This window comes from Bacillus sp. X1(2014) (assembly GCF_007678255.1).
In genome coordinates this window covers 365069-384816 of the sequence record NZ_VEED01000002.1, presented here as the reverse complement: position 1 = coordinate 384816, position 19748 = coordinate 365069, and the positions used below count along the sequence as shown (strand labels likewise).

General features: G+C 40.9%; 15 protein-coding genes. 11 read left to right on the top strand and 4 right to left on the bottom strand.

Annotation, left to right across the window (positions count from 1 at the left end):
- Window positions 1-236: 236 nt before the first annotated feature.
- Window positions 237-1616 (bottom strand): amidophosphoribosyltransferase, encoded by a 1380-nt coding sequence (gene purF / locus FS608_RS05785; RefSeq protein ID WP_144548305.1) that lies wholly within the window; start codon window positions 1614-1616, stop codon window positions 237-239.
- Between the two features lie 184 nt (window positions 1617-1800).
- On the opposite strand from purF, the gene purK reads away from it, so the two are divergent.
- The 8 genes from purK (at window position 1801) to purD (ending at window position 9915) form a co-directional block, all read left to right on the top strand.
- Window positions 1801-2928 (top strand): 5-(carboxyamino)imidazole ribonucleotide synthase, encoded by a 1128-nt coding sequence (gene purK, locus FS608_RS05780; RefSeq protein WP_144548304.1) that lies wholly within the window; start codon window positions 1801-1803, stop codon window positions 2926-2928.
- A 63-nt stretch (window positions 2929-2991) separates the two neighbouring features.
- On the top strand, window positions 2992-3711 hold the full coding sequence (gene purC / locus FS608_RS05775; protein ID WP_144548303.1) for a phosphoribosylaminoimidazolesuccinocarboxamide synthase: 720 nt from the start codon (window positions 2992-2994) through the stop codon (window positions 3709-3711).
- Window positions 3704-3958, top strand: a complete 255-nt coding sequence (purS, locus tag FS608_RS05770; RefSeq protein WP_144548302.1) for a phosphoribosylformylglycinamidine synthase subunit PurS — start codon at window positions 3704-3706, stop codon at window positions 3956-3958. The genes purC and purS overlap by 8 nt, the downstream gene beginning before the upstream one ends.
- A gap of 12 nt (window positions 3959-3970) precedes the next feature.
- Window positions 3971-4654, top strand: a complete 684-nt coding sequence (gene purQ / locus FS608_RS05765; RefSeq protein WP_026567597.1) for a phosphoribosylformylglycinamidine synthase subunit PurQ — start codon at window positions 3971-3973, stop codon at window positions 4652-4654.
- Window positions 4641-6929, top strand: a complete 2289-nt coding sequence (purL, locus tag FS608_RS05760; protein WP_144548301.1) for a phosphoribosylformylglycinamidine synthase subunit PurL — start codon at window positions 4641-4643, stop codon at window positions 6927-6929. Before purQ ends, purL begins: the two co-directional genes overlap by 14 nt.
- A 14-nt stretch (window positions 6930-6943) precedes the next feature.
- A complete protein-coding gene (gene purM, locus FS608_RS05755; RefSeq protein WP_144548300.1) occupies window positions 6944-7978 on the top strand; it encodes a phosphoribosylformylglycinamidine cyclo-ligase in 1035 nt (344 codons plus the stop codon).
- 2 nt (window positions 7979-7980) lie between these two features.
- A complete protein-coding gene (gene purN / locus FS608_RS05750) occupies window positions 7981-8559 on the top strand; it encodes a phosphoribosylglycinamide formyltransferase (protein WP_144548299.1) in 579 nt (192 codons plus the stop codon).
- Window positions 8560-8652: 93 nt separating this feature from the next.
- Complete coding sequence (gene purD, locus FS608_RS05745) at window positions 8653-9915, top strand: phosphoribosylamine--glycine ligase (protein WP_144548298.1); 1263 nt, start codon at window positions 8653-8655, stop codon at window positions 9913-9915.
- A gap of 147 nt (window positions 9916-10062) precedes the next feature.
- Here purD and gltC read toward each other — a convergent pair whose 3' ends face one another.
- On the bottom strand, window positions 10063-10965 hold the full coding sequence (gltC, locus tag FS608_RS05740; protein ID WP_144548297.1) for a glutamate biosynthesis transcriptional regulator GltC: 903 nt from the start codon (window positions 10963-10965) through the stop codon (window positions 10063-10065).
- Between the two features lie 128 nt (window positions 10966-11093).
- On the opposite strand from gltC, the gene gltB reads away from it, so the two are divergent.
- The gene (gene gltB, locus FS608_RS05735; protein WP_144548296.1) at window positions 11094-15644 is read left to right on the top strand and encodes a glutamate synthase large subunit; all 4551 of its coding nucleotides are present in this window, start codon (window positions 11094-11096) and stop codon (window positions 15642-15644) included.
- A gap of 16 nt (window positions 15645-15660) precedes the next feature.
- Window positions 15661-17145, top strand: a complete 1485-nt coding sequence (gene gltD / locus FS608_RS05730) for a glutamate synthase small subunit (protein ID WP_144548295.1) — start codon at window positions 15661-15663, stop codon at window positions 17143-17145.
- Between the two features lie 166 nt (window positions 17146-17311).
- Here gltD and FS608_RS05725 read toward each other — a convergent pair whose 3' ends face one another.
- Entirely contained in the window at window positions 17312-17821 is a 510-nt protein-coding gene (locus FS608_RS05725; RefSeq protein ID WP_144548294.1) for a DUF2179 domain-containing protein, read from the bottom strand.
- Between the two features lie 278 nt (window positions 17822-18099).
- Here FS608_RS05725 and purT point away from each other — a divergent pair, with 278 nt between their 5' ends.
- Window positions 18100-19278 carry a formate-dependent phosphoribosylglycinamide formyltransferase gene (gene purT / locus FS608_RS05720; protein ID WP_144548293.1) on the top strand — a complete coding sequence of 393 codons (1179 nt, stop codon included), beginning with the start codon at window positions 18100-18102 and terminating at the stop codon, window positions 19276-19278.
- Between the two features lie 165 nt (window positions 19279-19443).
- Here purT and FS608_RS05715 read toward each other — a convergent pair whose 3' ends face one another.
- Window positions 19444-19626 (bottom strand): YolD-like family protein, encoded by a 183-nt coding sequence (locus tag FS608_RS05715; RefSeq protein WP_144548292.1) that lies wholly within the window; start codon window positions 19624-19626, stop codon window positions 19444-19446.
- Window positions 19627-19748 lie beyond the last annotated feature (122 nt).

Genomic DNA, 19748 nt, shown 5'->3' with positions numbered 1-19748 from the left:
CAGGAGAAATAGGATTGCTATTTCTTTTTTCAAGGTTGGAATCAAATATTCGCAATAAAAAGCTAAAACCTTCAAAAATTTTGAAGGTTTTTCTTTTTCTTATTCTTTTAATTTAATAAGTACAGTGGCTAATTGCTATTAAAGGAAAACTTAATTTTAAAAGTTTGGTTTATTTGAGTAAATATTATTGACAGACTAGGACTTCCATTTTAGAAGTCCTAGTTTAATGAAGATTATCACTTCAGATACAAATCAGTTGGATATGCACCACTAAAACAAGCAATACAACGTTTGCTAGTATCTGCCAAATCTACATCCACTGCCTCTAATAACCCATCGGTACTTAAAAAGGCTAATGAGTCTGCTCCAATCACACTTCCCATTGCTCGTTCATGTTCATGTTTGTTAGCAAAAAGTTCTTCTTTTGTTGGCATATCCACTCCATAAAAACAAGGATTTCTTACCATAGGGGAACTAATTCGTACATGGACCTCCTTGGCACCTGCTTGACGAATCAATTGAACAATTCTCTTGCTTGTCGTTCCACGGACAATCGAATCATCAACAAGCACGACCCGCTTATCCTCGAGAATTTCACGAACAGCACTTAATTTTAGACGAACGGCCAAGTCCCGTAATTCTTGGGTTGGTTCAATAAATGAACGACCGGCATAAGGGTTTTTGATGATTCCCATTTCATATGGAATTCCTGATTGTTGGGCAAAACCCATTGCTGCAGGGACACTTGATTCAGGTACAGCAACGACAACATCAGCTGATGTCGGATGTTCTTTTGCTAAAATTTGGCCTAATTCTTTTCGGATGGATAAAACACTTCTTCCATGAATCACACTATCTGGACGAGCAAAGTAAACAAATTCAAAGGAGCAAAGGGAAACGTCACCTTTTGCAGCAAATCTGCCGGTTTTTATTCCCGTCTCGTCAACAAGAAGCCATTCTCCCGGTTCAACATCCCTCCAAAACTTAGCATCAACCGCATTAAGTCCACATGTTTCTGACGACGCGACGATGGATTCACCAATTTTTCCGAGGCTCAGAGGCCGTAAGCCATGACGATCGAGGGCAATCAGCATTTGTTTATCTGTCATGATTAGCAAAGCAAAGGAACCGTCAATCCGCTTAAGAACTTCAGGTCCAGTTTCATTAAAATATTTTTTACTGGAACGGGCTATTAGGTGAGCAATAATTTCTGTATCAGTAGTTGTCTGAAAGATGGCACCCTGTTCCTGGAGAACCCTCCGTTCGATATTGGCATTCACTAGGTTTCCGTTATGGGCAACGGCCAAATCTCCCTCACTGTACTTAAAAACAAGAGGTTGTGCGTTTTGTAGTAAACTTGCACCAGAAGTAGAATATCGTACATGACCGATGGCCATGTTTCCGCTTAGTCCATCAAGGATCTCACGTGAAAATACTTGGGTAACTAATCCCATTCCCCTGTGATGCCTGAATGATTTTCCATCACTAGCGACAATTCCTGCACTCTCCTGGCCGCGGTGTTGAAGTGCATGAAGTCCATAATATGTTAAATGGGCTGCTTGGGGGTGATTAAAAACTCCAAATACACCGCATTTCTCTTGCATTTCTGAATCCATATGTGTACTCCTCCCCTTGATTTCATTTCATTATTTTTGGCGAAAGCAGAATTTTTATCCTTTTCCAAAATTGTCTAGTTTTGAAAACTATAGAAGTTTTTTTGATTAAAAAAGTATTTGCGTGCATTTCAGGAAAACCTAAAATTATGAAAAGCTTAAAAAAGGATGAAGGAGGAAAAATGCTTTGACAGTCATTAAACCCTGCTCAACGATTGGTATATTAGGGGGAGGCCAGCTAGGAAGAATGATTTCAATTGCTGGTAGAAATATGGGATATCGCTTCATTACATTGGATCCTACACCTAACTCACCTTGTGGACAAGTGGCAGATCTTCAAATCACAGCTCCCTATACTGAGCTCAAAGCTGTTAAAGATCTAGCTGATTCCTCAGATGTTATTACTTATGAATTTGAAAATGTAGATTCTACTATAACCTCTATTTTAGAAACTACATCCTTTGTACCTCAAGGAAGCGAACTGCTCAAAATAACCCAAAATCGAATCCTGGAAAAATCTACCTTAAAGTCCTTTGATGTGAAAGTAGCTCCTTTCTTGGTTATACATTCGGAAAATGACATTGAAACGGCAATAGATCGTATGGGACTGCCTTTCATAATGAAAACAGCTACAGGGGGTTACGATGGGAAAGGGCAATGGGTTATAAAAAGCAGGGATGACATTCCAATTGCGATCGAGGCTTGGCAAAAGGCAGGGATGGACATGATCATCGAGCAATTTATCCCGTTCTGCAAAGAATTATCCGTGATTGTTGCCCGAAATATCCAAGGTCAAACAAAGACTTTCCCGGTAGCTGAAAATATCCATATTAATAATATCCTGAATCAGTCCTTCGTTCCTGCAAGAATTACCGATGAGCAAAGGATTCAAGCGGAAACTGAAGCATTAAAAATAGCTGATTCCTTACAAGTAGTAGGATTAATTGCGATCGAAATGTTTCTTACGAATGATGGTGAAATTATTGTTAATGAGTTAGCACCAAGACCTCATAATTCCGGGCATTATTCCATGGATGCATGTATTACTTCTCAATTTGAGCAGCATATTCGGGCAATATGTGGACTGCCTTTAGGAGATACTACACTTTTAAGTCCGATTATCATGGTTAATATTTTAGGTCAGCATTTAAATAAAGTGCTAGATAAAATAGAGCAGTTACCATCAACAGCCAAACTACATTTATACGGCAAAAAGGAAAGCGTAGAAAATAGGAAAATGGGTCACATTAATTTTTTAGGTTCAAATCTCGAGCAAATAGACAAGCAAATTAAGGATCTTGGAATTTGGTCATAAGGGAACGTGGTTTAGACCGTCCTGCTAAAATCATAACCAACGAGTGAAAAGAGTGAAAAAATAATGGAAAAATTAGAACAGCTTTATGAAGGAAAAGCAAAAAAAGTGTACAAAACATCAGAACCAGGAAAGTATTGGATTGAATATAAAGATGATGCTACTGCCTTCAATGGCGAGAAAAAAGGTCAAATTGCCGGAAAAGGAACTCTAAATAATGAGATTAGTGCGATCTTCCTAAGTTTGTTAAAAGAGAAAGGCGTGGAAAATCATTTTATTAAAAAGATTTCATTAACAGAGCAGATAGTTCAGCAAGTAGAGATTATCCCGATTGAGGTTGTCGTTCGAAATATTGCGGCGGGCTCCCTTGCCAAAAGGCTGGGATGGGAGGAAGGGAAGGAACTACTGGGACCCATTGTGGAATTTTACTATAAGAATGATGAATTGGGGGACCCTTTGATTAACAATGATCATATTGCCATTCTTGGACTCGCTTCAGAGCCAGAATTGGTTGAACTTCGAAAACAAGCCCTAAAAGTCAATGAGATTTTAAAAGAGTATCTTTTAAATAAAGATATTATTTTAGTTGATTTTAAATTAGAGTTTGGAAAAACCCCAGCAGGCACTATTATCTTAGCGGATGAAATCTCACCGGATACGTGTCGTTTTTGGGATGCTCATTCAAAGGAAAAATTAGATAAAGACCGGTTTAGGCGGGATTTAGGGAACGTTGAGGAAGCCTATCAAGAAATACAACGGAGAATTGGGGGTAATGTCAATGTTTAAAGCAACAGTATATGTAACCTTAAGAGAAAGTGTACTAGATCCACAAGGGAATGCCGTTCATGAGTCGTTGCATTCTCTTGGATATGATGAAGTTGGAGATGTACGAATAGGGAAATACATGGAGCTTGAAATTAATAGCGATAATCAAAAGGCGGCAGAAGAACGAGTAAAGGATATGTGTAAGAAGCTGTTAGCCAATACCGTGATTGAAGACTTTCGGTTTGATCTTACGAAGCAGGAAGGATAGGAGGGGAATAAGATGAACTTTGCTGTACTGGTTTTTCCTGGTTCAAATTGTGATGTAGACATGTATAAAGCAGTGTTAGATACGATTGAACAGTCTGTCGAATATGTATGGCATCTTGAAACAGACCTATCAAAATATGATGCAATTCTTGTTCCAGGAGGGTTCTCCTACGGGGATTATTTGCGTCCAGGTGCTGTTGCGAGCTTGTCTCCTGTTATGGAGCAGGTGAAAATAGCCGCTGAAGAAGGGAAATTGATTCTTGGTGTCTGTAATGGGTTTCAAATTCTAACAGAAGCTAATCTTTTGCCAGGTGCTTTACGAAGAAATCAACGATTAAAATTTCATTGTGACTTCATTGATTTAATAGTGGAAAACAACCAAACTCCTTTCACATTAGACTATCAGGAAGGTGAGACGATACGTATACCGATTGCCCATGGCGATGGTAATTATTACTGTGATCAAGAGACGTTGGATGAATTAGAAAAGAACAATCAAATCGTATTCAGATATAAAGGGACGAATCCAAATGGGTCGATTTCTGAGATTGCAGGGGTCATCAATGAGAGAGGAAATGTTTTAGGATTAATGCCCCACCCGGAACGTGCGGTTCATAAATGGCTGGGAACAGATGACGGAAAACGGATGTTTTCATCTATTTTAAGTTACTGGAGGAAACAATATGGTACAGCATAAAGAACCAACTCCTGAGCAAATCGCCCAGCAGAAGGTCTATCGGGAAATGGGATTAACTGATGATGAATTCGATAAAGTAATTGAAATCCTTGGGCGGAAACCCAATTATACGGAAACCGGCATATTTAGTGTCATGTGGTCCGAGCATTGCAGCTATAAAAATTCGAAGGTAGTTCTCAAACGTTTTCCGACATCCGGCTCGCACGTCTTGCAAGGCCCTGGAGAAGGAGCGGGTATTGTTGATATAGGTGATAATCAAGCAGTGGTGTTTAAAATTGAAAGCCACAATCATCCTTCCGCCATTGAACCATATCAAGGTGCTGCAACAGGGGTGGGCGGGATTATTCGTGATGTGTTTTCCATGGGAGCCCGCCCAATCGCTCTATTGAACTCGCTGCGTTTTGGCGAACTTGATAACCCAAAAACGAAATATATCTTTGAAAATGTGGTAGCGGGTATTGCCGGATATGGTAACTGTATGGGCATTCCAACGGTTGGCGGGGAGATCTACTTTGATGCTTCCTATGAAGGGAATCCTCTTGTGAATGCCATGTGTGTGGGTTTAATTAACCATGATGAAATTCAAAAAGGCGTCGCTAAAGGGATTGGTAATCCAGTCATTTATGTTGGAGCGGCTACCGGCAGGGATGGAATTCATGGAGCTACCTTCGCTTCAGAAGAGTTAAGTGAAAATTCCGAAGCGAAACGTCCAGCCGTCCAAGTTGGCGATCCTTTTATGGAAAAATTGCTACTTGAGGCCACTCTTGAATTGATCGCCTCTGGTCATGTGGTCGGGATACAAGATATGGGAGCAGCGGGGTTAACCAGTTCAAGCTCTGAAATGGCCAGTAAAGCGGGAAATGGAGTTGAATTGGATCTTGATCTCGTTCCACAGCGGGAAAAAGGAATGAGCGCCTACGAAATGATGCTCTCCGAATCACAAGAAAGAATGTTGGTCGTAGCGAAAAAAGGAAAAGAAGGGGAAGTAAAAAAGATATTTGATAAATGGGGACTTCACTCTTCTGTAATCGGCAAAGTGACTGATGATAATCAACTCCGTTTACTTCACAAGGGAGAAATCGTGGCGGAAATCCCCGCGGACAAGCTTGCAGAAGATGCGCCGGTGTATTGTAAGCCATCGAAAGTGGCGCCGTATTACGAACAATATTCATCATTAGACATTACAACATCCATCGAAGAGCCAAAGGATTATAATTCTGTTCTGCAGCAGCTGCTAGCATCACCTACGATTGCCAGCAAAGAGTGGGTATATCAACAGTATGACTATATGGTTAGAACAAATACCGCTGTCATACCTGGATCGGATGCGGCTGTCGTTGCTATTCGTGGAACACGGAAAGCCCTGGCGATGACAACGGATTGCAACGGAAGGTATGTTTATCTTGATCCGTTTGTTGGAGGAGCTATTGCGGTAGCAGAAGCAGCCCGTAATGTGGTTTGTTCCGGGGCCGAGCCTTTAGCTATTACTGATAATTTGAACTTTGGAAGTCCGGAAAAGCCGGAAATCTTCTGGCAGTTTGAAAAGGCAGCGGATGGAATTAGTGAAGCGTGCCGTCAACTCAATACTCCTGTTATTGGTGGGAATGTCAGCTTATATAACGAGACAAAAGGAGAAGCTATTTTTCCAACACCAACCATTGGCATGGTAGGGTTAATTAGGGATATCGAACATATTACAACTCAAGAATTTAAAAAAGACGGAGATTTAATTTTTTTAATTGGGGAAACCAAAGCCGAAATAGGTGGGTCGGAATACCAAAAAATTATGACAGGGAAAATTGAAGGGCGCCCGCCTCAGTTAAACCTTGATTTGGAAAAGAAGATACAAGCTTTTACCCTTAAACTGATTCAAGAAGGATTGGTGCAGTCAGCTCATGATACAGCGGAAGGCGGTTTAGCAGTTGCTTTAGCAGAAAGTTGTATAAGTGGGAAGATAGGTGCCGAAATTCAAGTAACCGAAGACCTTCGAACAGATTTGAGCTTTTTTAGTGAATCTCAATCTCGAATCATTCTTTCCGTATCTCCGGAAAATGCAGAGAAAATTAAGAAAATCGCTCAACAGCAGGAGGTGCCACTAAAAGAAATCGGTCATGTGAAAGGTCAGGAACTTTCAATTGCACATAATGGTAATATCGTTATTTCTCAACCGATTACTAAATTAGCAGAAGCCTGGCGAAATGCTATACCTAACATTATGCGTTCGGGATTATTAAAAAAGCTCAACATGCAGGAAATCTCTGCAAGTTTACCGTAAAGGAGAGATACGAAGTGAGTGATGCTTACCGCCATGCTGGAGTCAATATCGATGCGGGAAATGAAGCCGTTGAACGAATGAAAAAACATGTAAAAAAAACCTTCCGGCCAGAGGTTTTAACAGGACTAGGAGGCTTTGGGGCTCTATTTAAACCAGATTTATCGAAGATGGAAGAGCCTGTTTTTGTTTCTGGTACGGATGGGGTAGGGACCAAATTGAAAATTGCTTTTGCCATGAACAAGCATGATACCATTGGAATCGATGCTGTTGCCATGTGTGTAAATGACGTCATCGTCCAAGGGGCCGAACCGCTTTTTTTCCTAGACTATTTAGCCTGCGGTAAGATTATCCCGGAAAAAATTGAAGCGATAGTTAAGGGGATTGCAGATGGCTGTGTTCAGGCGAGATGTTCACTAATTGGCGGGGAAACTGCTGAGATGCCGGGAATGTACCAGGACGAGGAGTATGACATTGCCGGATTCACGGTAGGAATGGTTGATCAAAAACATGTTATTGATGGAACAAAAGTACATGAAGGCCAGGCACTCATTGGATTAGCTTCAAGTGGAGTACATAGCAATGGGTTTTCACTTGTCCGCAAGGTTCTATTGGAGGATGCTAAGCTCTCATTAAGTGATTATGTGGAGGAATTGGGGACTGAATTGGGAAAAGTGTTACTTGAACCAACAAAAATATATGTGAATTCTGTGCTTGAAACGATTAAGAAGTTTTCTGTCTCTGGTCTCGTCCATGTTACAGGAGGCGGTTTTTATGACAACATTCCACGAGTTCTTCCCAATGGTTTACAGGCTGAAATTAAAGCGGGTTCATGGAAAATCCCAAAGATCTTTTCATATATCCAACAAGTAGGCAAAATTTCAGATTATGATATGTTCCGAACCTTTAATATGGGAATTGGAATGATTTTAGTTATAGAAGCTGCAGACACCACGGATGTTATCAATCACCTGCAAACGTTAGGTGAGGAAGCCTACGTAATTGGTACAGTACAAAAAGGTACTGAAGACGTCGTATTCAAGAAGGAGTAAGTATGAAGATTGCTGTTTTTGCTTCTGGTACAGGGTCTAATTTTGCTGCGATTCTAGAATCCATAAATTCAAAAAAAATCAATAACGTTGAAGTGGTTTTACTGGTCAGTGATCGTCCTGAAGCTCTTGCAGTCCGCACGGCTATTAATGAATCAATCCCGGTTTTTTCTTTTATGGCAAAAGATTATCCAAATAAACAAGCCTATGAAGAAGAGATCCTTGAAAAGTTAACTCAACTGGAGGTGGATTTTATCGTGCTGGCTGGATATATGAGACTGTTAGGTCATGTTTTACTGCATGCATACGATCGGAAAATAATCAATGTCCACCCGTCTTTATTACCAGCTTTCCCAGGAAAAGATGCCATTGGTCAAGCACTCGATTATGGGGTAAAGGTAACCGGAGTCACAGTCCATTTTGTGGACGAAGGAATGGATACAGGACCGATTATCGACCAGCGTGCCATAACAATTGATTCGGAAGAGACCAGAGAAACATTGATAAAAAAGATTCAGGAGCAGGAGCACAAATTATTACCAGAAGTGATCAAAAGACTGGCGAACCGTGTTGAAGGAAAATAAAAACCTACACTTGCTTCAAGTCGGTGATTTAAAAATGGAATCGCTATGGTGTTTACTGGCTTAAGACATTTTAAACACTAGGAGGAAAGATTCATGAAGGTGTTAGTGATAGGGGGAGGCGGCCGTGAGCATGCGATTGTTTGGAAACTGTCTCAAAGTCCTAAAGTTACTCAAATTTATTGTGCGCCGGGCAATCCTGGGATTGCTGAGTTAGCAGAATGTGTTTCAATCGCTGTTTCAGAAATAGAGATATTAGCCGATTTTGCTAAAAAGGAACAAATTGATCTTACTTTTGTTGGACCTGAAGAGCCGCTCTCATTGGGTATTGTCAATTATTTTAAAGAACAGGGATTAGCAGTATATGGCCCTTCGAAGGAAGCGGCATTGATCGAGGGAAGTAAGGCGTTCGCTAAAGAATTAATGATGAAGTATCAGATTCCGACTGCTAAATATGCTTCTTTTACTAACTATGAGGAAGCACTCGCCTATGTCCGCAGTGAAGGAGCACCAATCGTAATAAAAGCAGATGGTTTAGCAGCAGGAAAAGGTGTCGTTGTGGCAAAAACACTGGAAGAAGCGGAAGAAGCACTTCAAAGTATGATGAAAGAAGTTTCCTTTGGCTCGGCGGGGGCGAGGGTGGTTGTTGAGGAATTTTTAGAGGGAGAAGAATTGACCCTGCTCGCTTTTGTGAATCGAACTACGGTAAAGGCAATGGTTCCGGCACAGGATCATAAGCCGGTATATGATGGAGACAAGGGACCTAACACCGGTGGAATGGGAACGTATGCGCCGTTACCACATATTGATCCATCAATCGTTGAGCAGATTATTCATGAAATAATCCAACCAACAGCAAAAGCTATGGTAGAGGAAGGCTGCCCATATGAGGGAATTCTCTATACAGGTTTGATGTTGACAAAATCAGGTCCAAAGGTCATTGAATATAATGCACGCTTTGGCGATCCGGAAACACAGGTAGTACTTCCATTGCTTGAAACAGATTTACTTGATATCTTGCTTGCAAGTCTCACTGGAGAATTAGAAAATGTAGAAGTGAAATGGAAAGACAAGTCTGCTGTTTGCGTGATTATGTCTTCTGCTGGCTATCCGGGGCCATACGAAAAAGGCCAAGTGATCAAAGGATTGGAACATATAACTTATCCGACTATTGTATTCCATGCCGGTACCACTGCAAAGGATGGAGAAATTCTAACAAATGGCGGCCGTGTCCTGGGGATCACTGCCATTGGTGACGATTTGAAGGAAGCGAGAGATTTGGCTTACCAATCCATAGAAAAGGTATCTTTTATAGGTGCTCATTACCGAACAGATATAGGATCTAAGGCATTTCGTTGACTATTCATTTCTGATTTTAAAGAGGTTCATCAAGGAAGATGAGCCCAAATAGGAAAGCTTGCTTAAAAGCAGGCTTTCCTATTTGTATTTATATTGTCTTTCCTGTATGGACAAATAAATAAAGTGTCTTTTAATAGTGCCTGACACCTATTGAAACTGCTCTAATACACGGAAGAAATCAATGGCAAATTGGTAAAAGAGGTTTTCGGATGGTGCCAGGTCTCTGTATTTTGGTGTGATGAGGCCGACTGTTCTTTTTACTTGGGGGGAGTCAATTGGTATTTTTACTGTAAACCTTGGAATGGAGTCATATACGGTGCTTTCTGGTAAGAGGCATACACCAATTCCTGCTGATACCAGTCCCTTTAAGGCATCCAAATCCTCTCCCTCTGAGGTGATATTTGGTACAAAGCCTGCTTCTTTGCACGCCTCTATGGCAATTTTTTGAAGAATATATCCCTGCGGGAATGAAACGAAGGAATCGTTTCGTAACTCTTTAAGTTCTATCCTTTTTCGGTCGGCAAGTGCATGGTTGGAAGGAAGCAAAACAGAGATGTTTTCTGTAAATAGTATCTTTGCTTCAATATCAGGATCCTTAGTTGGGACAGGCCCAATAAACGCTAAATCAATTTCACCATTCTTAACGGCCTCGATTAAATATTGATAAGAGCCTTGCCTCAAATGGAAAACAACGTTTGGTTGTTTTGTTCGAAAGGCGGAGATAACGGTTGGAAGCCAGTAGCTGGCTAGACTTGTTGGATAACCAATTTTAATGGTACCTGATTGAGGATCTAAATACTCATCCACCTTTTCTTTTGCCTCATCAATCAATTTTACCGCTTTTTTTATATGGCTTAAAAAAATCATTCCAATCTGCGTTAACTTAATGTTCCTTCCGGTTCGTTCAAATAAACGTACTCCGAGTTCATCTTCTAATTTAGCAATCTGAAAACTTACGGCCGACTGTGCGACATTGAGATTATCTGCCGCCTCGGTTACATGTTCACGCTCTGCTACCTCCATAAAATAACGTAATTGACGTAGTTCCACCTTAAATCCTCCATTCATATAAAAATGAGATTGATTTAATCTAAATTATATATTGTTTATATGTATTTTAAAACATAAAATTACTATCATACTGATTTATCGGAAAATTAAGAACGGGGGAGATAGTAATGACATTTCATCAACTACCAAAAGCACAAGGTCTCTACCGCCCAGAATATGAACATGATGCATGTGGAATTGGATTGTATGCCAATATTAAAGGGCTCGCATCTCACGAGATTGTAGAAAAAGGACTCAGCATGCTTTGTAAACTAGATCACCGCGGCGGACAAGGAAGTGACCCATTAACAGGAGACGGCGCTGGACTCATGGTTCAGATTCCGGATGCGTTTTTCCGTAACACTCTTCAAAACGTCCAATTACCTGTAAAAGGTCAATACGGGGTAGGAATGCTTTTTTTCTCAAACAATATTTCAGAAAGAGAAAAAATAGAGTCCTATATCAATAAAGTGGTTGAAGAAGAAGGGCAGACCGTTCTTGGATGGAGAACAGTGCCTGTCAATGTTGAAACAATCGGAGAAACAGCCAAGCAAAGCCGTCCATTCATTCGCCAAGTATTTATTGGAGCCAAAGAAGGGCTTTTGGATGAATTATCGTTCGAGCGAAAATTATATATTATTAGAAAACAATCAGAACATTGGGCGAAGGAAGCTGATTTACGTTTTTATTTTGCCAGCCTTTCAAGTAGAACGATTGTGTATAAAGGATTATTAACACCAGAACAGGTAGACAGATTTTACTTAGACTTACAAGATGAGAGTTTTGTATCGGCTTTTGCTTTAGTGCATTCCCGCTTTAGTACAAATACGTTTCCTAGTTGGGAACGGGCACATCCAAACCGCTACCTAATCCATAATGGAGAAATTAATACACTTCGCGGCAATGTTCAATGGATGAATGCGCGAGAAAAGCAATTTGTCTCGGAAGCATTTGGTGATGACCTGCAAAAGCTGCTTCCAATCCTTGATACCGAAGGAAGTGACTCGTCAATTTTAGATAATGCGCTTGAGTTTTTGGTACTTGCGGGCCGGAAGCCTGCTCATGCTGCCATGATGCTGATTCCTGAACCATGGTCAGAAAACCCGCATATGACAAAAGAAAAGAGAGCATTTTACGAGTATCATAGCTGCTTAATGGAACCATGGGACGGTCCAACGGCTATTTCCTTTACGGATGGGAAACAAATCGGAGCGATTTTAGATCGGAACGGCCTTCGTCCTGCTCGTTATTACGTTACGGATGATGATTATATTATTTTTTCATCAGAGGTTGGCGTTATTGATGTTGAACCGGAAAAAGTATTATATAAGGATCGTTTAAGCCCAGGGAAAATGCTGTTGATTGATTTAGAAGAAGGACGGATTATTTCAGATGAAGAAGTAAAAACGGAGATGGCTGAAACACTTCCTTATCAACAATGGCTGGATGAACAGCTTGTTCGATTACATGAAGAAAAATCGAACGAAGAAGAAGTCCTAGCGGATTTACTCATTCGCCAGAAAGCATTTGGCTATACCTACGAAGATATTTCAAAATACTTGGTTGCTGTTGTAAATGAAGGAAAAGACCCAATTGGCGCAATGGGAAATGACATGCCTCTAGCGGTTTTATCAGAGCGTGCGCAATCCTTGTTTAACTATTTCAAGCAATTATTTGCCCAAGTAACCAATCCGCCCATTGATTCACTACGAGAAGAAATTGTCACATCAACGATGACGTTATTAGGTGCAGAAGGAAATATATTACAACCTTCACCGTTAAACTGCCGTCGAATTCAACTTGATACACCGGTCATTACAAATGGTCAAATAGAGCAGTTGAAATCTTTGGATACAGCCGATTTTAAGAGTAAAGTCATTGACATTCTGTTCGATGAAGATTTGGAAGACAGCCTAGCAAGGATTTGCAAAGAGGCAGATTCCGCCATCTCTGAAGGTGTAAGTCTACTCATCTTATCTGACCGTCAAATGAATAACAAAGATGCAGCGATTCCTTCGTTATTGGCAGTAAGTGCTATTCACCAGCATTTGATTCGAGAAGGCAGCAGAACGAAAGTAAGCATCATTATCGAATCTGGAGAGGTACGTGAAGTTCATCATCTCGCTGCATTAATTGGCTATGGTGTTGATGCCATCAATCCGTATCTTGCATTCGCAACATATAAGCAGGCAATCGTAGATGGAAGTTTACCGTTCAGCTATGAAGAAGCGGTACTTAAGTATGTAAAAGCAATGACTGAGGGCGTTGTAAAAGTGATGTCCAAAATGGGGATTTCAACCGTCCAAAGTTATCGCGGAGCACAAATTTTCGAAGCAGTTGGAATCAGCGGAGAAGTCATTGAACGTTATTTTACAGGAACCGTTTCGCAGCTTGGCGGGATCGGATTAAATACGATTGCCGAAGAGGCGAAATTGCTGCATACAGTCGCTTACGCAGATTCTTATGATCAAACATTAGATTCAGGCAGTAATTTCCAGTGGAGAAAAACAGGGGAACATCACGCCTTTAACCCTGGAACGATTCATACACTGCAATGGGCTTGCCGAAAGGGCGATTACGAATTATTTAAAAAGTATTCCAAACTCGCAAATGAAGAGAGAATTGGGTTCTTACGGAATTTGTTCTCATTTGATGAAACTAGAAAGTCTTTATCAATTGACGAGGTTGAATCAGTTGATTCCATTGTCCGCCGTTTCAAAACAGGGGCGATGTCGTTTGGATCAATTAGTAAGGAAGCGCATGAAACTTTGGCGATTGCGATGAATCGTTTAGGCGGTAAAAGCAACTCAGGTGAAGGCGGAGAAGATTCACGCCGCTATACGTTGGATGAAAATGGAGATAATCGCCGCAGTGCAGTGAAGCAAATTGCTTCCGGCCGTTTCGGAGTAAAGAGTCATTATCTGGTCCATGCGGATGAGCTTCAAATTAAAATGGCACAAGGAGCAAAGCCAGGTGAAGGCGGACAGCTTCCGGGTAATAAAGTTTATCCATGGGTTGCTGATGTTCGTGGTTCCACACCAGGTGTCGGGCTGATTTCACCACCACCGCACCATGATATTTACTCGATTGAAGATTTAGCCCAGCTGATTCACGATTTGAAAAATGCCAATCGAGAGGCACGAATCAGCGTGAAGCTAGTATCCAAAGGCGGAGTTGGAACGATTGCTGCCGGTGTGGCAAAAGGTGCCGCCGATGTCATCGTTATCAGCGGTTATGATGGTGGAACAGGAGCATCTCCAAAAACAAGTATCCAGCATACGGGACTACCATGGGAGCTGGGTCTTGCTGAAGCGCATCAAACATTAATGTTGAATGGGTTGCGTGATCGTGTTGTCCTTGAGACAGACGGTAAATTAATGACTGGAAAAGATGTTGTCATGGCGGCATTATTTGGGGCAGAAGAGTTTGCTTTTGCGACTGCACCACTCGTTGTACTCGGATGTGTGATGATGCGCGTTTGTCATTTAGATACATGCCCGGTTGGAATCGCCACGCAAAATCCGCAGCTTCGTCAAAAGTTCACTGGAGAAGCTGATTATATTGTCAACTATATGCGTTTTATTGCTCAAGAAGTTCGAGAACTAATGGCGGAGCTTGGCTTTAGAACGATAGATGAAATGGTCGGTCGTACGGATGTATTAAAAATGAGTAACCGAGCAAAAGCACACTGGAAAGCAAAAGATTTAGACTTAACTCCATTGCTGCATCAGCCTGAGGGTGTTCGCACTTTTACAACACCACAAAATCACAAAATTGACGAGTCTCTTGATATCCAAAAAATCTTGCCGGCTGTTCAAACAGCATTACATGATCAAGTTCCAGTCGATGTGAGTTTCCCGATTACGAACGTGAACCGTGTTGTAGGAACAATCGTCGGAAGTGAAGTATCGAAGCGTTATGGCGAAGTGGGACTTCCTGCCGATACCATAACCTTGAGGTTTACAGGGTCTGCAGGGCAAAGCTTTGGTGCGTTTGTTCCGAACGGAGTAACATTAGAGATTACGGGTGACGTCAATGATTTTCTTGGAAAAGGCCTATCTGGCGGAAAGTTGATTGTAAAAGCAGACGAATCTTCTAAACTATCAGCTGGTGAAAATGTAATCGCCGGGAATGTTGCTTTATACGGTGCTACTAGCGGTGAAGCGTATATAAATGGACGTGCTGGCGAACGATTTGCGGTCCGTAATAGCGGTGTGAATGTGGTTGTCGAAGGTATTGGCGATCATGGCTGTGAATATATGACAGGCGGACGCGTCGTTATTTTAGGTAATGTAGGCAAAAACTTTGCTGCCGGGATGTCCGGTGGAATTACGTACGTATTAGCTGATGATCAAGAGGCCTTCAAGAAGTTATGTAATCAAGAGATGATTGAAATAGAGCCGTTGACGAAAAACGATGAGGATGAGCTAATGCAAATGATTCAAACTCATTTCTATTATACGAATAGTGTGAAAGCAAGCTTTGTTCTAGAAAACTGGGAAAATTATGTCAGAAAATTTACCAAAGTCATTCCGAAGGACTATAAACGCATGCTGGAACAAATTCAGAAGCAAAAGGATGCAGGTTTAACAGAAGAAGACGCGGTTATGAGTGCATTTTTAGCCAATTCTTCCAAACCGAAAAATACACCTCAACAGCCAGAAGCTGTACTACGCTAAGAAAGGGGAGAGGAAGATGGGAAAAACAACAGGATTTATGGATTACTATCGAGAAAAAGGTAAAGAACGAAATCCCCTTACGCGAGTAAGCGACTGGAAAGAGTATTCCCTGCCTTTTTCGGACGAAACTTTAAGTAGACAAGGAGCACGGTGCATGGATTGCGCCACTCCTTTCTGCCATATGGGAATGGAAATTCAGGGGGCGACATCAGGCTGTCCGATTCATAATCTCATTCCCGAATGGAATGACTTGGTCTATCGCGGCCGATGGAAGGAAGCCCTTGATCGGTTGCTTAAAACGAATAATTTCCCAGAGTTCACTGGGCGGGTTTGTCCTGCTCCTTGTGAGGGTTCATGTACATTAGCGATCACTGACCCTGCGGTAACAATTAAAAACATTGAACAAGCGATCATCGATAAAGGGTTTGAAAATGGCTGGATTGCTCCTCGGATCCCATCGAGCAGAACTGGGAAAAAGGTTGCGATTATCGGTTCTGGTCCTGCTGGATTGGCCAGTGCTGATCAACTAAACCAGGCAGGTCACTCCGTAACAGTTTTTGAACGTGCAGACCGTCCAGGTGGTTTACTCATGTATGGGATTCCAAATATGAAGCTTGATAAAGAAGTCGTGGAGCGCCGAATCAGTTTATTAACCCAAGAAGGGATCAAGTTTGTCACGAATACAGAGGTTGGCAAAGATATTACAGCTGAAGAACTGCACGCACAATTCGATGCCGTCATTCTTTGTACAGGTGCTCAAAAACAGCGGGATCTAGTCATTGAAGGGCGCGAGGCGAAAGGGATTCACTTTGCCATGGAATATCTGACCAAGGCGACGAAGAGTTTTTTGGATACGAATTTTGAAGATGGTCAGTTTATCAATACAGAAGGCAAGGATGTCATCGTGATTGGCGGTGGTGATACGGGAGCGGACTGTGTGGCAACAGCCCTTCGTCAAAATTGCCGAAGTGTGGTTCAGTTTGGCAAACATCCACAATTACCTGAGACTCGTACTTCAGGGAATTTGTGGCCAGCCTACCCTAATGTTTTTACCATGGATTATGCGTATAAAGAGGCAGAAGCCAAGTTTGGTGAAGACCCCCGTCAATATTCGATCCAAACAAAGAAAATTGTTGCGGATGAAAACGGCTGCTTAAAGGAACTTCACACGATTCAAATGGAAAAATTAAGAGACAATGAGGGTCGATTCTATTTTAAAGAAATCCCAGGAACCGAAAAAATCTGGCCTGCACAATTTGTCTTTATTGCAATCGGATTTGAAGGAACAGAACAGCCGCTTTTGAGTCAATTTGGTGTTAGTGCAAACAACCAAAAGATTGAAGCAGCATACGGTGAGTATCGTACAAACGTTGAGGGTGTATTTGCTGCAGGTGATGCTAGAAGAGGGCAAAGCCTAATCGTCTGGGCCATCAACGAGGGTCGACAGGTTGCTCATGAAGTGGACCGTTATTTAATGGGAAAATCCCTTTTACCTAAATAATAATCTAGTAGATGTAAAAAGGCCTGATTTGGTTATTAACGGATTCCATCTTTATAAATGGCATACGAAATGACGTGTGAAAGGACACACGTCATTTTCTATTTGCAAAAATTGCGAATTAATAATAAAAGAAAGAAACACAACATTTCGTTGTGTTTCAATCCTTCTATCGAAGTCGATCTAATAAGAATCCGCCCTTAAATCTTCTTGGTTCATAGGAAATAATAAACGCATTAGGTTCAAATTTTTCCACAGTAGCTATTAGTTCATTTTCTCTATTTCTCTTAGTCAATATTTCCATTCGATAACGTTCACTGTCTCGGCCTTCTCCTGTATATAAAGTAACGCCAAAGCCATTTTTTCGTAATGTGTCTATCAAATTAAGATTTTTTTCTTGTGTATTAACTGTTACGTTAATATAACCAATCGCTATCTTTTGTTCCAATTTTGTCCCAAGTATAATTCCTAACCCGAATCCAACTGCATAAACAACCATTGATATAATACTTTGATCTCCACCAAATACAAGAGAAAGGCCAAAAACATAAATTAACATTTCTGCAATACCTAGAATCGATGCTAACACTGTTATATTTTTAACCAAAAATATTGTTCGCAGTGTGTAAATCGGTACATAAATCAGTTGTAACAGCAAAATCAAAAGAATCTCTTTCACTTTGGCACCTCTATCGTCAATTTTAAATTACTTTTTATTTTAGCTTTTTTTATCTAAATAAAATAGTGTTTTTCTTACTATCTCTTCTTTCAATCCGTTAATTTGCGAAGCTTTTATTTTTTATTTCCCTTCGTTTGATAGTATGGATCACTTCGTGGTTAACGAATGAAAGTTAGTATAAAATAAATAATGTTCGTTATTTAAACTATTTTTCTATTGATATGCCCATTGATTATACGATATTATAGCTAAAAAGCAAACAATTAGGAGTGGATAACATGGTTAGTTCCTCAAATTCTAGCAAACCAAAAAAAGTAATGTTACTAGGTTCAGGAGAGCTCGGAAAAGAGACGATTATTGAGGCTCAGCGACTAGGAATGGTGACGATTGCTGTTGACCGTTATGAAAATGCCCCTGCCATGCAGGTGGCGGATCATTTTTATGTTGTCGACATGCTTGATGGAGAAGAACTGCGAAAAGTGATCGAACTAGAAAAGCCGGACTTGGTTGTTCCTGAAATTGAGGCAATCGCAACGGAAACATTAATCGATCTTGAAGACGAAGGTTTCTGTATTGTACCAACGGCCAAAGCAACTAACTTGACGATGGATCGAGAAGGAATCCGCAGATTGGCAAGCGAAGAACTGGGAATCCCTACGGCGAAATACGCATTTGCAGACACGCTGGAGGAATTAAGGAGTGCTGTGCAAGAAATTGGAATTCCTTGTGTGATAAAACCGATAATGAGTTCATCTGGAAAAGGGCAGACCATCTGCCGTTCATTTGAGGATGCAGAATACTCTTGGAATGAGGCCATTTCAGGTGGCAGAGGTAAAAAAGCTCGAGTGATTGTCGAAGAATTTATTCATTTTGATTCCGAAATCACACTCTTAACGGTTCGTTCTGTTTCAGGCACAACCTATTGTGCTCCGATTGGTCATGTCCAAAAAGATGGTGACTATATTGAATCCTGGCAGCCGCATGCTATGTCAAAGGAACAAATAATTGAAGCGCAGGACATTGCAAAAAAAATCACTGATGCCCTAGGTGGATACGGCCTTTTTGGCGTTGAATTATTTCTTTCGGCAAATGGGGTTTATTTTAGCGAGGTTTCACCACGACCACATGATACAGGAATGGTGACCATGGCTACGCAGGATCTTTCCGAGTTTGCCCTGCACATACGAGCCATTTTGGGATATCCGATCCCAGGGGTTCAGCTATTAACACCTGGCGCAAGTCGGACGATTAAAGCAGAGAAAGAGAGTAAGGAATACAGTATTGATGGAGTTGCGGACAGCTTGTCTATCCCAAATACCCAGGTAAGGATCTTTGGAAAGCCTGAAACAAAAGTAGGTCGTCGGATGGCAGTGGTGCTAAGTTCGGGAGAGACTGTCGAAGAGGCAAGGAACCAGGCCGAACTAGCTGCCTCCAAAATTAGTATCAAGCATAGCTAAATCGCTTTTTTTTGAAAAAGCACTTTCCTAACTATTAGGTGCCTTGGTAGAACTGACCAAGGCATCTTCTTTTTTCAAAAAGAAAAATTAAGACAAAAAAATAACCTTTTCCAGGTTTAGGGGTTTGTATTCCTTCAGTCAGCTTTCATTGGTGTAATAAAACTGTTAATAAATATGTCTAACAGCTGATAAACGGATGGAGAATAACTTTTGTTTTTCATCTTTTAAAGAAAGCAATTGTTCTTTTAGATTCAGGCGATAAACGCGCCCTTTTAAGGTTTGCAAAGCTCCATTTTTATAGTAAACAATTGTAATTAAGCCATTTTGAGTTAGTTTTTTTAAGAACATTCATATCCTCCTTTAATTAGTAATGGATTGTACAATACGCATTATAAAATTCGTATTTTAAGAGACTATGTAGAAGATGTTAATAATATGTTAAATCAAGTTGTTGAATTTATAATTTTGGT

Excerpts from the sequence above, each read along its gene's own strand:
- FS608_RS05715 (WP_144548292.1), bottom strand. The coding sequence starts at position 19,626 with ATGTTCTTAAAAAAACTAACTCAAAATGGCTTAATTACAATTGTTTAC.
- purT (WP_144548293.1), top strand. The coding sequence starts at position 18,100 with ATGGTTAGTTCCTCAAATTCTAGCAAACCAAAAAAAGTAATGTTACTA.
- purL (WP_144548301.1), top strand. The coding sequence starts at position 4,641 with ATGGTACAGCATAAAGAACCAACTCCTGAGCAAATCGCCCAGCAGAAG.
- purN (WP_144548299.1), top strand. The coding sequence starts at position 7,981 with ATGAAGATTGCTGTTTTTGCTTCTGGTACAGGGTCTAATTTTGCTGCG.
- purD (WP_144548298.1), top strand. The coding sequence starts at position 8,653 with ATGAAGGTGTTAGTGATAGGGGGAGGCGGCCGTGAGCATGCGATTGTT.
- purC (WP_144548303.1), top strand. The coding sequence starts at position 2,992 with ATGGAAAAATTAGAACAGCTTTATGAAGGAAAAGCAAAAAAAGTGTAC.
- purS (WP_144548302.1), top strand. The coding sequence starts at position 3,704 with ATGTTTAAAGCAACAGTATATGTAACCTTAAGAGAAAGTGTACTAGAT.
- gltD (WP_144548295.1), top strand. The coding sequence starts at position 15,661 with ATGGGAAAAACAACAGGATTTATGGATTACTATCGAGAAAAAGGTAAA.
- purQ (WP_026567597.1), top strand. The coding sequence starts at position 3,971 with ATGAACTTTGCTGTACTGGTTTTTCCTGGTTCAAATTGTGATGTAGAC.
- gltB (WP_144548296.1), top strand. The coding sequence starts at position 11,094 with ATGACATTTCATCAACTACCAAAAGCACAAGGTCTCTACCGCCCAGAA.
- purF (WP_144548305.1), bottom strand. The coding sequence starts at position 1,616 with ATGGATTCAGAAATGCAAGAGAAATGCGGTGTATTTGGAGTTTTTAAT.